The sequence below is a fragment of the Streptomyces prunicolor genome, from assembly GCF_045162825.1.
Classification (GTDB): Bacteria; Actinomycetota; Actinomycetes; order Streptomycetales; family Streptomycetaceae; genus Streptomyces; species Streptomyces prunicolor.
Window position 1 is genome coordinate 10221278 of the sequence record NZ_CP108676.1, and the last position, 14019, is coordinate 10235296.

The window sequence follows — 14019 nt, forward strand, 5'->3', positions numbered from 1 at the left end:
AGAGGGACTGACTCAGGCGTCGTCGGCCGGGCGGCGGGCCAGCGAGCCGGATGCGGCCGAGCTGTGCACGGTGAAGGCCACGGTCTCCGGAAGGTACCGGTCCTCGGACCATTCGACCGGTGTGCCTGCCGGATCCGTACTGCACCGGCGTTCGCGCAACAGCGGATCGCCGGGTCGGCAGCCGAGCAGCCGGGCGTCCTCCTCGTCGGCCCGGCACAGGTCGATGGTGTGCTGGGCGTCTGCGATCAGCACGCCCGCATCCTCCAGGGCCACGGTGTGCGACACGGTGTCGGGCGGCAGCTCGGCGATCAACTCGCCCACGGCGGACGGGTATACGGTCCGCTCGATCATCACGGGTCGTCCCGCGAGAGTGCGCAGCCGCCGTACCTCGTAGATCTCCGCCCCTGCGGGCAGGCGCAGTTGGTCCCGCTCGGTCGGGTCGGCGGGGCGGGTCTCCACGGTGACGGTCCGGCCGCCGGGTTCCTCGCCGGTCGAGCGGGCCCAGCGGGTGAAGCTGAGGAGTTCGCCGAAGCTCTGCGGGCGGGGCGAGCCGATCACGACCCGGCGGGTGCCGCGCCGGGAGGCGATCAGTCCCTCGGTGCGCAGGAGGGCCATCGCCTGGCGGACCGTGCCCCGGGAGACGCCGTACCGCTCGGCGAGTTCGCCCTCGGCGGGCAGCCGCCCGCCGGAGCCGTAGCGGCCCTCGCCGATCTCGCGGCCGAGGTCGGCCGCGACCTTGCGGTACATCGCCGGGGGTTTTCCCGTGCTGGCCGGGCCGTCCGTCACCGTGCGCCTCTCCCTGGGTACCGAGGCCGTCAGTCGTTGTCGGCGCTCTCGGCGCTCTTCTTGTTCTTGATCCGCTCGGCTTCCTTGCGGACCTCGGCCTGGGTGGCGCGCTCCTTCTCCAGCCACTCCGGGCCGTCCTTCTTCAGCGCCTCGATCTGCTCGGTGGTGAGGGCTTCGGTGACCCCGCCGCGCGCGAGACCGGCGATGGAGACGCCGAGCCTGGCCGCGACGACCGGGCGCGGGTGCGGGCCGTTGGCGCGCAGCTCGCGCAGCCACTCGGGCGGACTGGCCTGCAACTCGTTCAGCTCGGCGCGGGAGACCTCGCCCTTCTGGAACTCGGCGGGGGTGGCCTCTAGGTACACACCCAGCTTCTTCGCCGCCGTGGCGGGCTTCATGGTCTGGGTGGTCTGGTGCGACTTCATACCGTCAAGAGTATCGACCGCGTTCGAGACCTCCGACCACGGCGGGTAACCTTGCGGGGTGACAGGCTCGGAAGCATCCCCCACGTTCCGGCTCGCGTACGTCCCCGGGGTGACGCCCGCCAAGTGGGTGCGGATCTGGAACGAGCGCCTGCCCGACGTCCCCCTCGTCCTCGTACCGGTCCCGGCCGCCGAGGTGTCCGATGTGCTGCGGCGCGGTGAGGCCGACGCCGGACTCGTACGGCTGCCGGTCGACCGTGAGGTCTTCAGCGCGATCGCCCTCTACACCGAGGCGACCGTGGTCGTAGCCCCGAAGGACCATGTCGTGACGGCGGCCGAGGAGGTGTCCCTCGACGAACTCGCCGACGAGGTGGTCCTCCACCCCCTCGACGACGTCCTCGACTGGCAACAGCCGCCGGGGGAGCCCGCGTTCGAGCGTCCCGCCACCACCGAGGACGCCATCGAGCACGTGGCGTCCGGCATCGGCATCCTCTACGTCCCCCAGTCCCTGGCCCGGCTGCACCACCGCAGGGACCTCACCTACCGGACCGTCCTCGACGCCCCCCAGTCGGACGTCGCCCTGTCCTGGCCCGAGGACAAGACCACCGAACTGGTCGAGGACTTCATCGGCATCGTCCGCGGCCGCACGGTCAACAGCACCCGGGGCCGTACGCCGACGCCCGCCGAGCCGAAGACGAAGGCGAAGCGCGCCGAGGCTCCCGCGCGCCGCAAGCCCGCCGCCGGAAAGACGACGGGCAAGGCCGGCAGGTCCGGGAACACCGGCAAGAACCCTCGCGGCGCTTCCGGCGGCGCCAAGGGAACCAAGCGCGGCAAGCCCCGAGGCCGCTGACAGCCGACGAGGTCGCTCCCCCTGCGGTCGCTGAGAACCGACGCGATCCGCTCAGGCTGACTTCACTGTCGTAGAACCCCGCACCACGAGACGCGGCGGCAGCACGACCTCGCGGGCCGTCGTCCGCCCCTCGTCGAGCCGTTCCACCGCCGCGGTCACCGCGTGCCGCGCCTGTGCCTCGGCGGTCTGACTGACGGTGGTCAGGCTGAAGCAGCTCAGCCGGGAGAGCGCGTCGTCGTCGTAGCCGGCGACGGACACCGCGCCGGGTACGGCGACCCCGGCCCGGGTGAGGGCGGCGAGGACACCGATCGCCGACTGGTCGTTGAACGCCACGACGGCGGTGGGGAGTCGACCCCCGTCGAGGAGCTGGCGGGCGGCCCGCTCGCCGGCCGCCTCGGTGTGGTCGCCGTGCAGCACCCTGATCTGCTCGTCGAGGCCGTGGCGGCGCATGGCCGTGCGGTAGCCGCGGCGGCGGTCGGTGGCGATCACGCCCTTGCCGCCGTCGACGTAGGCGATCGACCGATGGCCGAGGCCCACCAGATGGTCGACGATCTGGCCCACTCCGTCGTCGTCCGCGGTGCGTACGACATCCAGTTCGGTGCCGGTCATCCGGCGGCCGACCACGACCACGGGCGCCTTGCGGTGCAGGGCCATGAGGGTGTCGGCGGGGGCGAGCGGGCCGAGCAGGATCAGGGCCTCGCTGCGGAAGGCGAGCAGGGTCTCCACGGCGGTGTGCTCGTCGCGGCTGCGGGTCTGGGTGCTGAGCACCAGGTCGTAGCCCACCTCCTCGGCGGCCGTGTGGAGGTGCTCCACCAGGTCGGCGTGGAAGGGGCTGTGCACGTCGACCATCACGCCCAGCAGCCGGCTGCGTCTGCTGGCCAGCAGGCTCGCGTTGCGGTCGGCCTGGTAGCCGAGGTCGGCGGCGGCCTTGAGGACGCGCTGCCGGGTGCGCTCGCTGGGGCCGGGAGCACCGCGCAGGACCAGGGACACCGACGCCGTGGACAGTCCGACCCGCGCCGCCACGTCCTCAAGGCGGGGGCGGGAACCTGCATCGGCCACTGATCCTCCGGTCGGATTCTCCTGCTGCAACACCCTTGACACGCCTGCGAAACCGGACTGCCGACCGCGCCCGCCGCCTACTCGTCCGTCTACCGTTCGACCAGGAACGCGACCGTGGAACGTACGGGTGGCAGGAGCGGGTCGGCCTCGAACCTCATCCCGCGCCCCCGGCCAACAGATCGCGCAGCGCCCTCTCCTCCTCGGGGCGCAGACCGGTCACGAACCGCTGCAGCGCGCCGATCGGATCCGGCCCCCGGTCCAGCGCTGCGCGCATCGCCTCGGCGGTCGACTCGGCCGCGTTCTTCGCCGGCCGGTAGGCGCCGCGCCGCCCGTCCGCGTCACGCAGGACGAGCCCCTTGTCGTAGAGCCGCTTGAGGATGGTGTGCACGGTGTTGTAGGCGAGCGGGCCCGCGATATCGGCCTGGATCTCGGCCGGTGTCCGGGGGCGGTCGGTCGCCCACAATGCGGCGAGGACCTCGCTCTCCAGCTCACCGGCGCTGCGCCGCTCCGCCCGGACCTGCGGGTCTCTGCCAGCCATGGCGGTCACCTTACAGCGTGTAGGGCGCGACTTGCCTACCGTTGGCGCTCTGACCAGGCTCTTTTGCGCGGTGGCTTTGCCCCTGAAGTCTGGATCCGTCCTCTGTGTGCGCGGCTCGTGGCGGGAGTGGCCGCTGTCGGCGGCACCGGCTTCGGAGTAGCAGCGGGTGCCGCTCGCCGCCCTGGTTTCACCACCCCCCGCATTCCTGAAAACGCCCTGCAACCGCGCTGAATGCGCCGTCGGTCACGCTCTGCGGCATGACGACGACGGCCCCGCCAGGGGCAGCGGACGGGGAGGGGATCACCATGAACGGCCTGCGACTGATCCGTCGGCACGCGGTGGGCTTCGGGCGTTTCGCCGGGCTGGGCTGTGGGGTCACCCTGGCGGCCTCGGGAGCCATGGTCCTGCTGTCGCGGTGGATCCCGTGGATGGCGGCGAACGCCCTGACCACCGTCGTTTCCACCGTGGTTGCCACTGAGCTGCATGCCCGCGTCTCGTTCGGCCACGGACGGCCCGGTCTGGCCGGTCATCTGAAGAGCGCGGCCACCATGGCCCTCGGTTGGCTCGTGACGTCAGCCGCCGTTGGCGCGCTGGCCGCGCTGCGTCCCGGTGCAGGGCTCGTCGTGCAACAGACGGTGTACCTGTCGGCCACCGCGCTCGTCGGCATCGGCCGCTATCTCGTGCTGCGGCTGGCTGTGTTCGCGGAGCGCGCTCCGGGGCTTCGAACCGACGGCGACGTCCGGTTGCGGGTCGTGTACGACGCGGCGGCGTGAGGTCCGGCGGGGCAGGTGCCGTGGACCGGAGCCGGGGTACCAACCCTGCCAGGTTCGTGCGGCACACGAAGCGTCAGTGGCTGGTGTTGTCGTTGCCGGTCGTGACCTTCCGCAGGCCGTAGAGGGCGGCCCCGAGGACGAGGACTGCGGTGCCGGAGACGACGGTGCTCGCGGGCAGGGCGAAGGCGAGGGCCGCGCAACCGACCAGGCCGACGACGGGGACGAGGCGGTTCGGGCGGCCCTCTTCCTCGGTGAGGGTCCGGGCGGAGGCGTTGGCGATGGCGTAGTAGGCCAGGACGCCGAAGGAGGAGAAGCCGATCGCGCCGCGCACGTCCGTGGTCGCGGCGAGGACGGTGACCACCGCGCCGACCGCGAGTTCGGCGCGGTGGGGAACACCGAAGCGGGGGTGAACGGCGGCCAGGGCGTGCGGCAGGTGCCGGTCCCGGGCCATGGCGAGGGCGGTGCGGGAGACCCCGAGGATCAGCGCGAGCAGGGAGCCGAGCGCGGCGACGGCGCCGCCGATGCGGACGGCCGCCACCAGCCAGTCGGCGCCCGCGGCGCGCGCGGCGTCCGACAGCGGGGCGGTGGCGTCCGCCAGCCCGCGCGGGCCCAGCAGCGTCAGGGTGGCGACGGCGACGAGGGCGTAGACGGCGAGGGTGATCCCGAGCGCGATCGGAATCGCGCGCGGGATGGTGCGGGCGGGGTCGCGGACCTCCTCGCCGAGGGTGGCGATACGGGCGTAGCCGGCGAAGGCGAAGAAGAGCAGGCCCGCGGCCTGGAGCAGCCCCGCGACGGTGGTGTCCTGGCCGATGTGCAGCCGTGCGGCCTCCGCGTGGGCGGAGGTCAGGGCGGTGACGACCACGGCGGCGAGCACGGCCAGGACGACCGCGACGACGGCGCGGGTGAGGAGGACGGACTTCTGCACCCCGGTGTAGTTCACCGCGGTCAGCGCCACTACGGCGGCCACGGCCACCGCGTGGGTCTGGCCGGGCCAGAGATAGGCGCCGACCGTGAGGGCCATGGCCGCGCAGGAGGCCGTCTTGCCGACGACGAACGCCCAGCCGGCCAGGTAGCCCCAGAAGTCGCCCAGGCGTTCGCGGCCGTAGACGTAGGTGCCACCGGACCGGGGATAGTGGGCGGCCAGCCGAGCCGAGGACGTCGCATTGCAGTAGGCCACGACGGCGGCCAGGGCCAGCGCGAGCAGCAGTCCGGAACCGGCGGCGTCGGCCGCCGGGCCGAGAGCCGCGAAGATGCCGGCTCCGATCATCGACCCCAGACCGATCACCACGGCATCGGACACGTCCAGACGCCGTTTCATCCCACCCGTGCCCGCCGGGGCTCTCTCCGCGTTCATCGCCCGCTCCTCCTCGTGCGTACTCGGCGCACGGTAGCCGAGGAGGAGCGGGCTGCCGCCGGAGAGGCATGGTCGTACTGCGCCGCGTGCCGGGCGTCAGCTGGTCTTGCGACCCCAACTCGGCCCCACCAGGTTCCACTCCGTGCCCCAGGAGTCGATACGGCGCCGGTCCAGCCGGTAGCGGGCGACGGCCCCGGTGCCGAACGCCACACCGGCGAAGGCGAGCGCGGCGGTCAGGCCCAGGACGGCGGATTCGAGAGTCGCCTCCTTCGAACTCGGCGGCTCGATGGTGAAGTCGCCTGCGGAGTCCACCCAGACCACGACCTTGGATCCGGCCTTCTGCCCCGTGTCGACCAGCGTGCTGCCCGTACGGAGGATGCCGTCAGGGGTCGTCCAGCGAACCTTCGCCTTGATCAGATCGCGCGCCCCGCCGGGCGTCGAACTCGCGGGCGGGGTGTCCGTGAGGAGCACCGCCCGCACGGAGTGGCGCTCCGTGCGCTGCGCGGCGAACACCTCGGCGGCGGCGTGGAACGTCACCAGGCCGGCGAGTGCGCCGCCCACCGCGACGATCGCCCACACGACCAGGACGATCCAGGCCTCGACGATGTCGTCGTGTCGGCGCAACGGGTTGCTCCGCAACCGCCACAGCCGCTTCTTCATATGCCTGTTCCTGCCCATGAGTCCGCACCTCGTCGTCGGGGTCGCCATGTCGAAGGTCTCAGTCGGGAACGCGGCGGCGCTTGGGCCGAACAGGGGCTGCGGGGTGCCCCATCGGCACCGTGTCCCGGGCCCTGATGGGCCGTTCAGCCCGCTGTGGCGGTGGCGCCGCCGGACTCCGGCCTGGCGGCCAGGGCGTTCGACAGCCGTGCGTGGATCTCGAAGACACCACCGAGCTGGGCGTGGCGCAGGATCCGCAGGAAGCCGGTGTCCCCGGTGACGAACCGGAGCCGTCCGCCCCGGACCGCCGTCCGGTTCCGTGCCCGGCACAGCACACTCAGCCCGGCACAGTCGATGAACGTCACGGAGCGCAGGTCCAGGACGAGATCGGGGCGGGGACCGGCGGTCAGCATGTCCAGGCGGGCCGAAAGCGGCTGCGCCGTCAGGAGGTCCATCTCGCCGGACAGCGCCACGACGGTCGTCCCGGCGATCACGCGAGCCGAGGAGCGCAGGGCGGCGATGGTGTGGATCTCGGTCATGGTGCCAGCCAACCGGCCGGGTGGTCCCGCACGGTAGGGCCGACCAGCCCCGTGCACCTGTTCGACCTGGGCCGTTCGGCCCAGCGCGCGGCCGCCCGTTCGCAACGAGCCCGTCCGGCCGGCCGATGAGGGCCGACCGGCCCAAGCCAGGCCCCCCGGACCCGGACACGCTGGACTCGCGGGGGCAGCCGACCGAATGGGGAAGGAACGTCATGAAGGGCTTCGTCTTCCACGGCCCGGGAGATTCCTCCTGGGACACCGTCCCGGATCCCGGCATCAAGGACGCCACCGACGTGATCGTGCGCGTCGACGCCGTCACCATCTGCGGAACCGATCTGCACATCCTCAAAGGCGACGTGCCCGAGGTGCGCCCCGGCACCGTCCTCGGCCACGAGGCCGTCGGCGAGGTCGTGGAAGCGGGCTCCGACGTGCGGACCGTACGGCCCGGGGACCGGGTCCTGGTCTCCTGCATCACCGCCTGCGGGCGCTGCGCCTACTGCCGCAAGGCCATGTACGGCCAGTGCCGCGGTGGCGGAGGCTGGATCCTCGGTCACCTCATCGACGGCACCCAGGCCGAGTACGTGCGCGTCCCGCACGCCGACCTCTCCGTCCACCCGCTGCCCAGCACGCTGGACGCCAAGGACGCCGTCCTGCTGGCCGACATCTTCCCCACCGGATACGAGGTGGGCGTGCTCAACGGACAGGTGCGCCCCGGAGACACCGTCGCCGTCGTCGGCGCCGGTCCGGTCGGACTGGCGGCGATCGCCACCGCCCGGCTGTTCTCGCCCGAGCGCGTCGTCGCCGTGGACCTGGCCCCCGCCCGACTCGACGCGGCGAAGCGGTTCGGTGCCGATGCCGTCGTGGACGCCCGCGAAACCCCCGAGCAACTGATCGCCGACCTCACCGACGGGCTCGGCGCCGACGTCGTCATCGAGGCGGTCGGCGTGCCCGAGACCTTCGAACTGTGCACCCGCATGGTGCGCCCCGGCGGCCACGTCGCCAACGTCGGCGTGCACGGCAAGCCCGCGACCCTGCACCTCGAAGACCTGTGGATCAAGAACATCACCATCACCACCGGCCTGGTCGACACCCACTCCACCCCCACCCTGCTGCGCATGGCGGCGGCCGGCCGGCTGCCCACCGGCGCGCTGGTCACCCACACCTTCCCGCTGGACCAGATGGAGGAGGCGTACGACGTCTTCGCCAAGGCGGCCGACACCGGCGCCCTCAAGGTCGTGCTCGGCGGGACCCGGCACGAGGAAGCCGCCGTCCAGGCGGCAGGACGAAAGGACGTGACGAGCCATGCCTGACTCGTTCCCGCTGAACGTGGCAGAGGGCTCACCCACGGGTGACCTCGGACGCCGGATCGCCGTACGCCGCACGGCACTTGACCTCTCCCGGGAGGAGACGGCGGCCCAGGCGGGCGTAGCGGCGAGCTACCTCCAGTACCTGGAGGAGTTTCCCGGTTCCGCGCCGGGCCGGGGCGTCCTGCTCAGGCTCGCCGAGGTCCTGCACACCACCGTGACCGACCTCGCCGGAGGCGACAGCGACCTGACGCCCGGCGCCGGGCGGGCCGGCTCCGACCCCGCGTTCACCGAGCTGACCGTCCAGGAGTGCCGCGAGCTGCTGTCGACGCACGGGGTGGGCAGGATCGCGATACCCACCGTTTCGGGACCCGTCATCGTCCCCGTCAACTACAGCGTGGTCGACGGCGCGATCGTGTACCGGACCGCTCCCGGTGCGATGCCGTCCCGGGCGGCGGGCTGCCAGGTGACCTTCGAGATCGACCGTATCGACGAGGCGTTCGCTGAAGGCTGGAGTGTGCTGGCGCTCGGCCGGGCGCGGACCGTGACCGACCCGGACGACGTACGGCGGCTGACGGAACACGCGTTCAGCACGCCGTGGGCCGGCGGCCCACGCGAGGAGTGGATCCGTATCGACACGCTGAGCCTCACCGGACGTCGGATCACCACGCGTCAAGGGACGCTCTCCGATGTGAGCGGGACTGATGGCCCCTCACCCGCCGACCCCGCGGGGCGAAACATGGAGTGACACCCACCCATAGAGCTTGCAGACCCGCGCACAGGGCGAGAGACGGACCGGCTGATGTACTCCAACGACGGATTCCGCGAACTGGAACGACACGAATGCCTGCGCCGACTGGGGCAGGCACCCGTCGGCCGCATCGTCCACACCCGCCAGGCCCTGCCCGCCGTACTGCCCGTGAACTTCTCCCTGGACCACGACGGGGCGGTGCTGCTGTGTGCCTCCGCGGCCTCGGAGCTGGTGCGCGCGATCGACGGCTCGGTGGTCGCCTTCGAGGCCGACGAGGTCGACGCCGTCACGCACTCCGGCTGGAGCGTCGTCGTCACCGGATCGGCCACCGTGGTGACCGACCCGGCCGAACACGAACGCCTGACCCGAACCGGCCCGTCCTCCTGGGTGCCCTCGCCCCAGGAGGTCTTCGTGCGCGTCGAGCCCGAGCTGGTGACGGGACGTGAACTCGTCGGCGGGCGCTCGATGTACGGGGTGGATCTCAACCGCTGAACACACCTGGACCGTTCGGCCCCACAAGAAGGGGCCGTCCGGCGTGTCAGCAGGTTCTCGCGGCCCCTGACCCGACCCGTCCGCGCAGGACGAGCCTCGTCACCGGAGCCGTTGTGCGTCATGGCGGCTCCTTCCCGCCGAACACCGTGAGCACGCAACAGTCAGAAGGGAAACGGGACATGACTCTCCATCATGTGGTCGTCGGAGTGGACGGTTCGCTGGTCTCCGTCCGGGCGCTGGACTGGGCCGCGGACGAATCCGCGCGCCGTGGCGCCGAACTGAGGGTCGTGTACGCCGTGCCCGACAGCGACGAGTCCGGGCCGGTCCTGGCGTCGGCGGTGACACGCCTCACCGCACGTCACCCGGAACTGTCAGTGGTGACCAGGGGTGCGGTCGGCGGTCCGGTGCGCACGCTCGTGCGGGAGAGCGAGGGCGCGGACCTCACTGTCGTGGGGACCCGGGGGATGGGCGGCATCGCCGGCCTGCTGTTCGGCTCGGTGAGCCTGCGGCTGGCCGTGCAGGTGCACAGCCCGTTTCTCGTCGTCCGCGGCGACCATCGCTGTGACGACGGCCGGCCCGTGCTGCTCGGCCTGGAGGGCGACAGCGACGAGGACACGGCGCTCTACGCCTTCCAGGAGGCCGAGCGCCGCGGTGTCCCGCTGCACGTCCTGCACTCCTGGACCCACCGGCACGTCACCCCCGAACTGCCCTCACCGGTCCCGGCCACGAGCCCGGGCCAGGAGCAACTCGCCCGGCAGGCAAGGGCGGAGGACTCCGTACCGCGCTTCAGCCTGTCCCGGCTGAGCGAACGGCACCCCGGCATCCAGGTCGAGAGCCGCACGGTCCGCACCGGGCCGGCGCACGCGCTGCTGGAGGCCACGCGCGACTGTGCCGTCGTGGTCGTCGGTGCCCACCACCGCACCCAGCGGTTCGGCCCGCGACTCGGTCCGGTGGCGCACACCCTGCTGCACCGCTCCCACTGCCCCGTCGTGGTGGTGCCGACCGCCAAGTGACCCGGCAGACAGGGCCGTTCGGGCCCTCGACCGGGGACCTGCAGCCCCTCTTCCGCCGGCGCCCGCCGCGAGACATTGAGGGCGCAACGAGAGTCGTCGAATCCCAAGCATCGTTCCCTCGAAAGGGATGAGCATCATGGCAGTCCAAAACCACCCCCAGCACCACCCGCGATTCCGCTTCCCGTCCTTCCACCGGACCGGAACGGCACAGGCCGCCACCGCCACGACGACGGCGACCACTGCGACGCGTGCCTATGCGTTCGCGTCTCTGCGTCTGCTGACGGGGTTTGTGTTCCTGTGGGCGTTCCTGGACAAGACGTTCGGGTTCGGTTATGCGACGCCGTCCGGCAAGGGCTGGATCGACGGTGGTTCGCCGACGAAGGGTTTTCTGAGCAGTGTGGCGGCGGGTCCGATGGAGTCGACGTTCCATGACTGGGCGGGTGCGGGCTGGGCGAACTGGCTGTTCATGCTCGGTCTGCTGGGCGTCGGTGTCGCGCTGATCTCCGGTGTGGCGCTGCGGCTGGCCGCTGTGGCGGGTACGGCGATGATGGCGTTGATGTGGATCGCCGAGTGGCCGCCCGCGAAGCACCTGTCGGACGGCACGCTGAGTATGTCGTCCAACCCGTTCGTCGACTACCACCTGATCTACGCCGTGGTCCTGATCGCCCTCGCGGTGGCGGGTGCCGGTGTCACGTGGGGTCTCGGCAAGGTCTGGGCCACGCTCCCGATCGTCCGCGACCACAACTGGCTTAAGTAGACAGCCGGTTACCCGTCGCGACCGGGGCGCCACCGTCAATTGGCGGTGGCGCCCCGGTCGTTCGTGTGCCGTCACCGTCGGCGTGGACAACTCGACCGGAAGCCTTGCCGCTGTGGACCGGTCCACGCAGACGACGCGTGAGATCGAGGTGGCCCTGTCTCGTCGTTACCCCGGTCTGCGGATCACGGCAGACCAACTCGCCCCGCGCCGCACGGGAGTCGGAGCTGCCGGAGCCAGGGGTGCAGAGGCACAGGGACTGGGCCGGGCCGCCGGACGTGTGCTCGGCTCCGTGGCGCCGGCTGTACCGGGCAGGGCCGACCGTCCCGTCGCCCTCGTGCAGGCCGGCGCGAATACCGGGGACCCGCGTGACACGGAGACATCTCCGACGCCGCCCGCGAGACGGCCTCGTGCCGTGACGTCGCACTCGGCCGGGGCGAACTCCACGACGCCGCAACCGAGTTCGCCTTCGAGGCGGGCCGAGCGCGGCGGGACACGTTCCCCGGTGTCGAGGTGATCGGGGAGGTCGTGGTCGGCCAGGCCGGTTCGCATTGGCGGACGCCTCGCTGCTCGCCATCGGCCACGAAGCACCGGTCGGCCCGCTCGGCGCGCTCATCGGTCCGGCGACTCACGCGGTGCTGCGTGACGCCGTAGCGCGCGGAGCGGTGGTTCTCCACGGCCGACACGTACGTCGTCGTGGCGGCAGACGGTCGGCGCACATGACCTCGCACCCGTCCGTGTGAGAGACGGACGGGCACGGGAAGGTCGAGTGTCAGGCTTCGGCCGGCTGGTCGACCGGGACGAGCAGGAGCCCGGTGACCAGGTCCGGGTGGATGCGGACCGCGTAGTCCATCGGCTGCCGCACCCAGGGGCGCAACAGCGCCTGATAGCGGGCGAGTTCGCGGGTGTCGGTGACCAGGTGGGCGTATCCCGTGACCACCACGCTCCAGCCGAGGTGCGTGGCGGGGTCGATGGCGTCGGCTTCGTAGGCCACGACGACTCCCGGGCCGTCGGCCTGGAGGGTGCGTGAGGTCAGGGCCGCGCCCTCGTGCGTGCGGATGACGATGTTCCCGTCGTCCACGATGTGGTTCACGGGGCGGATGGTCGGCAGCGCTCGCCGGGTGAAGGCGATCCTCCCCATCGGCACGCTGCCCAGCAGCCGCAGGGCCTCCGCGTCGTCGATCTCGACGGTCCGGCGCGGCGGCTCCGCGGCGACCGGCTGCTCTCGGGCCGGGGCCTCGGGAGGTCTCGTGACAGGTTCTTCGCTCACGGCTCGATGTCTCCGGCCTGCGGCCCACCGGAGCACCCGGGTGGCGGCCGATGGGTGGGGCGTCTGAGGTTGATCAGGCCATTCGAGCCGCTCCGGTGCTGGTCGGGCTAGGGCCGTTCGGCCCCGGGACGTGTCCGACCGGCCCTTTGCCCCGGAGCCTGCCGTGCCGGTGGCGGCCCGTCGTCGACGCGGTGGGTGAGGCCGTTGACCATTCCGGCGACGCCCTCCAACCGCCACACCGCCCGAATCGCCTTCGGGACGTCGCTACGGCGTTCCAACGGGCCGGTCAGGGTGACCAGACCCTCGCGGACCACCACGGTGACGGTGTCGGGGGCCAGGCCGAGGGCGCCGACCAGGACGTCGTCGATCACCTCACGGCGGATGTCGCCGTCCGTGCGGAGGAAAACCCGCAGCAGGTCGCGGCGGGTGGCGATGCCGATCAGGCGGTCCTCCTCGTCCACCACGGGCAGCCGCTCGATGCCACGGCGTTCCATCACCCGCGCCGCGTCCGGGACGGGCTGCTCCGGGTGCACGGTGACCGCGGGCGTCGACATCAGCTGCCCCGCCGTGGCGATGCACCCCGCCTCGGCACGGGCCCGGCGTGCCTGCTCGCGCACCAGATCGGTCCCGGAGATCACCCCCAGCACCTTGTCGTCGTGGTCGACGACGGGCACTCCACTGATCCGGTGCCGCTCCAGCAGCCGGACCACTTCCCTGAACGGTGTCGTCGGATGCGCCCGGACGACGTCGCTGGTCATCACTTCACCGACGGTGTGGGTCTTCACGGCACGTTCCTCCTCGCCTGCGCCGGAGGGGAACGGCCGTCCAACTGCCTTGCCGGGAGCGGCCGTTCCCCTCGTGCCGGGCGACGGGCCGTCGCCCGGAACATGCCTCACGGATCCTGCCGGCCGTCCGCCGGGCCGCCGCGCCACGGGGGCGGGGTGGCCGACCTGCGGGCCGTGTCCTCGCGGTGCACGACCCGGTCCAGGCGGGTGCGCAGCCGGTCCTGCAACCGGTCCGCGAGCTCGTGCGCGCTCGCTTCCCGCGCATGGACGACGAGGAGTTCGCTCCCCACCCGGATCTCGGCCCCGGCCGACCACGGCTGCTCGGCGTGATGCGCCGCGGCCCGGGCGATCCGCACCTCGCCGCCGACGGGAGCGAGCCCCGGGCGGTCGAGGACCGCGCTCAACTTGGCCCGCAGGTAGGCGAGTGCTTCCTTGTCCACGTCCCCCTCGGTCCGTACCTGTACGGCGGCGGGCGACGGGGTCTGGCTGCCGGTGTCCTTGAGCGTCATCTGCTCCACTCCTTCGATCGTTCGTCAGCAGTTCCAGACTGGCCCTTGTGCCGCGGGCGCATACAGGGCCGCCCGGCCCTGTACGCGGGCCAGTGGGTCCCCTTTCCGTGTCGTCGAACCAACTGGTCAAGGACGGCATCGAGCGGCGCGGTCAGGCGGGCGTCGC

General features: G+C 72.1%; 17 protein-coding genes. 7 read left to right on the forward strand and 10 right to left on the reverse strand.

Going from position 1 to position 14019, the window contains the following annotated elements; translation table 11 throughout:
- Nucleotides 1-12: 12 nt before the first annotated feature.
- Both OG588_RS46210 and OG588_RS46215 read right to left on the reverse strand, forming a co-directional pair.
- Nucleotides 13-786: a GntR family transcriptional regulator gene (locus OG588_RS46210; protein ID WP_405952513.1), complete on the reverse strand. Its 774-nt coding sequence runs from the start codon at nt 784-786 to the stop codon at nt 13-15.
- A 29-nt stretch (nt 787-815) separates the two neighbouring features.
- The gene (locus OG588_RS46215) at nt 816-1208 is read right to left on the reverse strand and encodes a DUF5997 family protein (protein WP_405952514.1); all 393 of its coding nucleotides are present in this window, start codon (nt 1206-1208) and stop codon (nt 816-818) included.
- A 58-nt stretch (nt 1209-1266) separates the two neighbouring features.
- Here OG588_RS46215 and OG588_RS46220 point away from each other — a divergent pair, with 58 nt between their 5' ends.
- Nucleotides 1267-2055: a LysR family transcriptional regulator substrate-binding protein gene (locus OG588_RS46220; protein WP_405952515.1), complete on the forward strand. Its 789-nt coding sequence runs from the start codon at nt 1267-1269 to the stop codon at nt 2053-2055.
- Between the two features lie 51 nt (nt 2056-2106).
- Here the strand turns inward: OG588_RS46220 and OG588_RS46225 are convergent, their stop codons facing one another.
- Nucleotides 2107-3114 carry a LacI family DNA-binding transcriptional regulator gene (locus OG588_RS46225; RefSeq protein ID WP_405952516.1) on the reverse strand — a complete coding sequence of 336 codons (1008 nt, stop codon included), beginning with the start codon at nt 3112-3114 and terminating at the stop codon, nt 2107-2109.
- A gap of 154 nt (nt 3115-3268) precedes the next feature.
- Entirely contained in the window at nt 3269-3652 is a 384-nt protein-coding gene (locus OG588_RS46230) for a BlaI/MecI/CopY family transcriptional regulator (protein ID WP_405952517.1), read from the reverse strand.
- Between the two features lie 257 nt (nt 3653-3909).
- Here OG588_RS46230 and OG588_RS46235 point away from each other — a divergent pair, with 257 nt between their 5' ends.
- Nucleotides 3910-4425 carry a hypothetical protein gene (locus OG588_RS46235; protein WP_405952518.1) on the forward strand — a complete coding sequence of 172 codons (516 nt, stop codon included), beginning with the start codon at nt 3910-3912 and terminating at the stop codon, nt 4423-4425.
- Nucleotides 4426-4498: 73 nt separating this feature from the next.
- Here the strand turns inward: OG588_RS46235 and OG588_RS46240 are convergent, their stop codons facing one another.
- The 3 genes from OG588_RS46240 to OG588_RS46250 form a co-directional block, all read right to left on the reverse strand.
- Nucleotides 4499-5779, reverse strand: coding sequence for an APC family permease (locus tag OG588_RS46240; protein ID WP_405952519.1), 1281 nt, complete (start codon nt 5777-5779; stop codon nt 4499-4501).
- 96 nt (nt 5780-5875) lie between these two features.
- On the reverse strand, nt 5876-6457 hold the full coding sequence (locus OG588_RS46245) for a hypothetical protein (RefSeq protein ID WP_405952520.1): 582 nt from the start codon (nt 6455-6457) through the stop codon (nt 5876-5878).
- Nucleotides 6458-6582: 125 nt separating this feature from the next.
- The gene (locus tag OG588_RS46250; RefSeq protein WP_405952521.1) at nt 6583-6975 is read right to left on the reverse strand and encodes an STAS domain-containing protein; all 393 of its coding nucleotides are present in this window, start codon (nt 6973-6975) and stop codon (nt 6583-6585) included.
- Nucleotides 6976-7187: 212 nt separating this feature from the next.
- On the opposite strand from OG588_RS46250, the gene OG588_RS46255 reads away from it, so the two are divergent.
- From OG588_RS46255 to OG588_RS46275, 5 genes are all read left to right on the forward strand, one after another.
- The gene (locus OG588_RS46255; RefSeq protein WP_405952522.1) at nt 7188-8285 is read left to right on the forward strand and encodes a zinc-dependent alcohol dehydrogenase family protein; all 1098 of its coding nucleotides are present in this window, start codon (nt 7188-7190) and stop codon (nt 8283-8285) included.
- On the forward strand, nt 8278-9027 hold the full coding sequence (locus OG588_RS46260) for a helix-turn-helix domain-containing protein (protein ID WP_405952523.1): 750 nt from the start codon (nt 8278-8280) through the stop codon (nt 9025-9027). Before OG588_RS46255 ends, OG588_RS46260 begins: the two co-directional genes overlap by 8 nt.
- Before the next feature lie 54 nt (nt 9028-9081).
- On the forward strand, nt 9082-9522 hold the full coding sequence (locus tag OG588_RS46265; RefSeq protein ID WP_405952524.1) for a pyridoxamine 5'-phosphate oxidase family protein: 441 nt from the start codon (nt 9082-9084) through the stop codon (nt 9520-9522).
- Between the two features lie 179 nt (nt 9523-9701).
- Complete coding sequence (locus tag OG588_RS46270) at nt 9702-10535, forward strand: universal stress protein (RefSeq protein ID WP_405952525.1); 834 nt, start codon at nt 9702-9704, stop codon at nt 10533-10535.
- 136 nt (nt 10536-10671) lie between these two features.
- Nucleotides 10672-11292, forward strand: coding sequence for a DoxX family protein (locus tag OG588_RS46275; protein ID WP_405952526.1), 621 nt, complete (start codon nt 10672-10674; stop codon nt 11290-11292).
- A gap of 769 nt (nt 11293-12061) precedes the next feature.
- On the opposite strand, the gene OG588_RS46280 is transcribed toward OG588_RS46275, so the two are convergent.
- From OG588_RS46280 to OG588_RS46290, 3 genes are all read right to left on the reverse strand, one after another.
- Nucleotides 12062-12559 carry a pyridoxamine 5'-phosphate oxidase family protein gene (locus tag OG588_RS46280; protein ID WP_405952527.1) on the reverse strand — a complete coding sequence of 166 codons (498 nt, stop codon included), beginning with the start codon at nt 12557-12559 and terminating at the stop codon, nt 12062-12064.
- A 107-nt stretch (nt 12560-12666) separates the two neighbouring features.
- Nucleotides 12667-13344, reverse strand: coding sequence for a CBS domain-containing protein (locus tag OG588_RS46285; RefSeq protein WP_405952528.1), 678 nt, complete (start codon nt 13342-13344; stop codon nt 12667-12669).
- 107 nt (nt 13345-13451) lie between these two features.
- Nucleotides 13452-13853, reverse strand: a complete 402-nt coding sequence (locus OG588_RS46290) for a hypothetical protein (RefSeq protein ID WP_405952529.1) — start codon at nt 13851-13853, stop codon at nt 13452-13454.
- Nucleotides 13854-14019 lie beyond the last annotated feature (166 nt).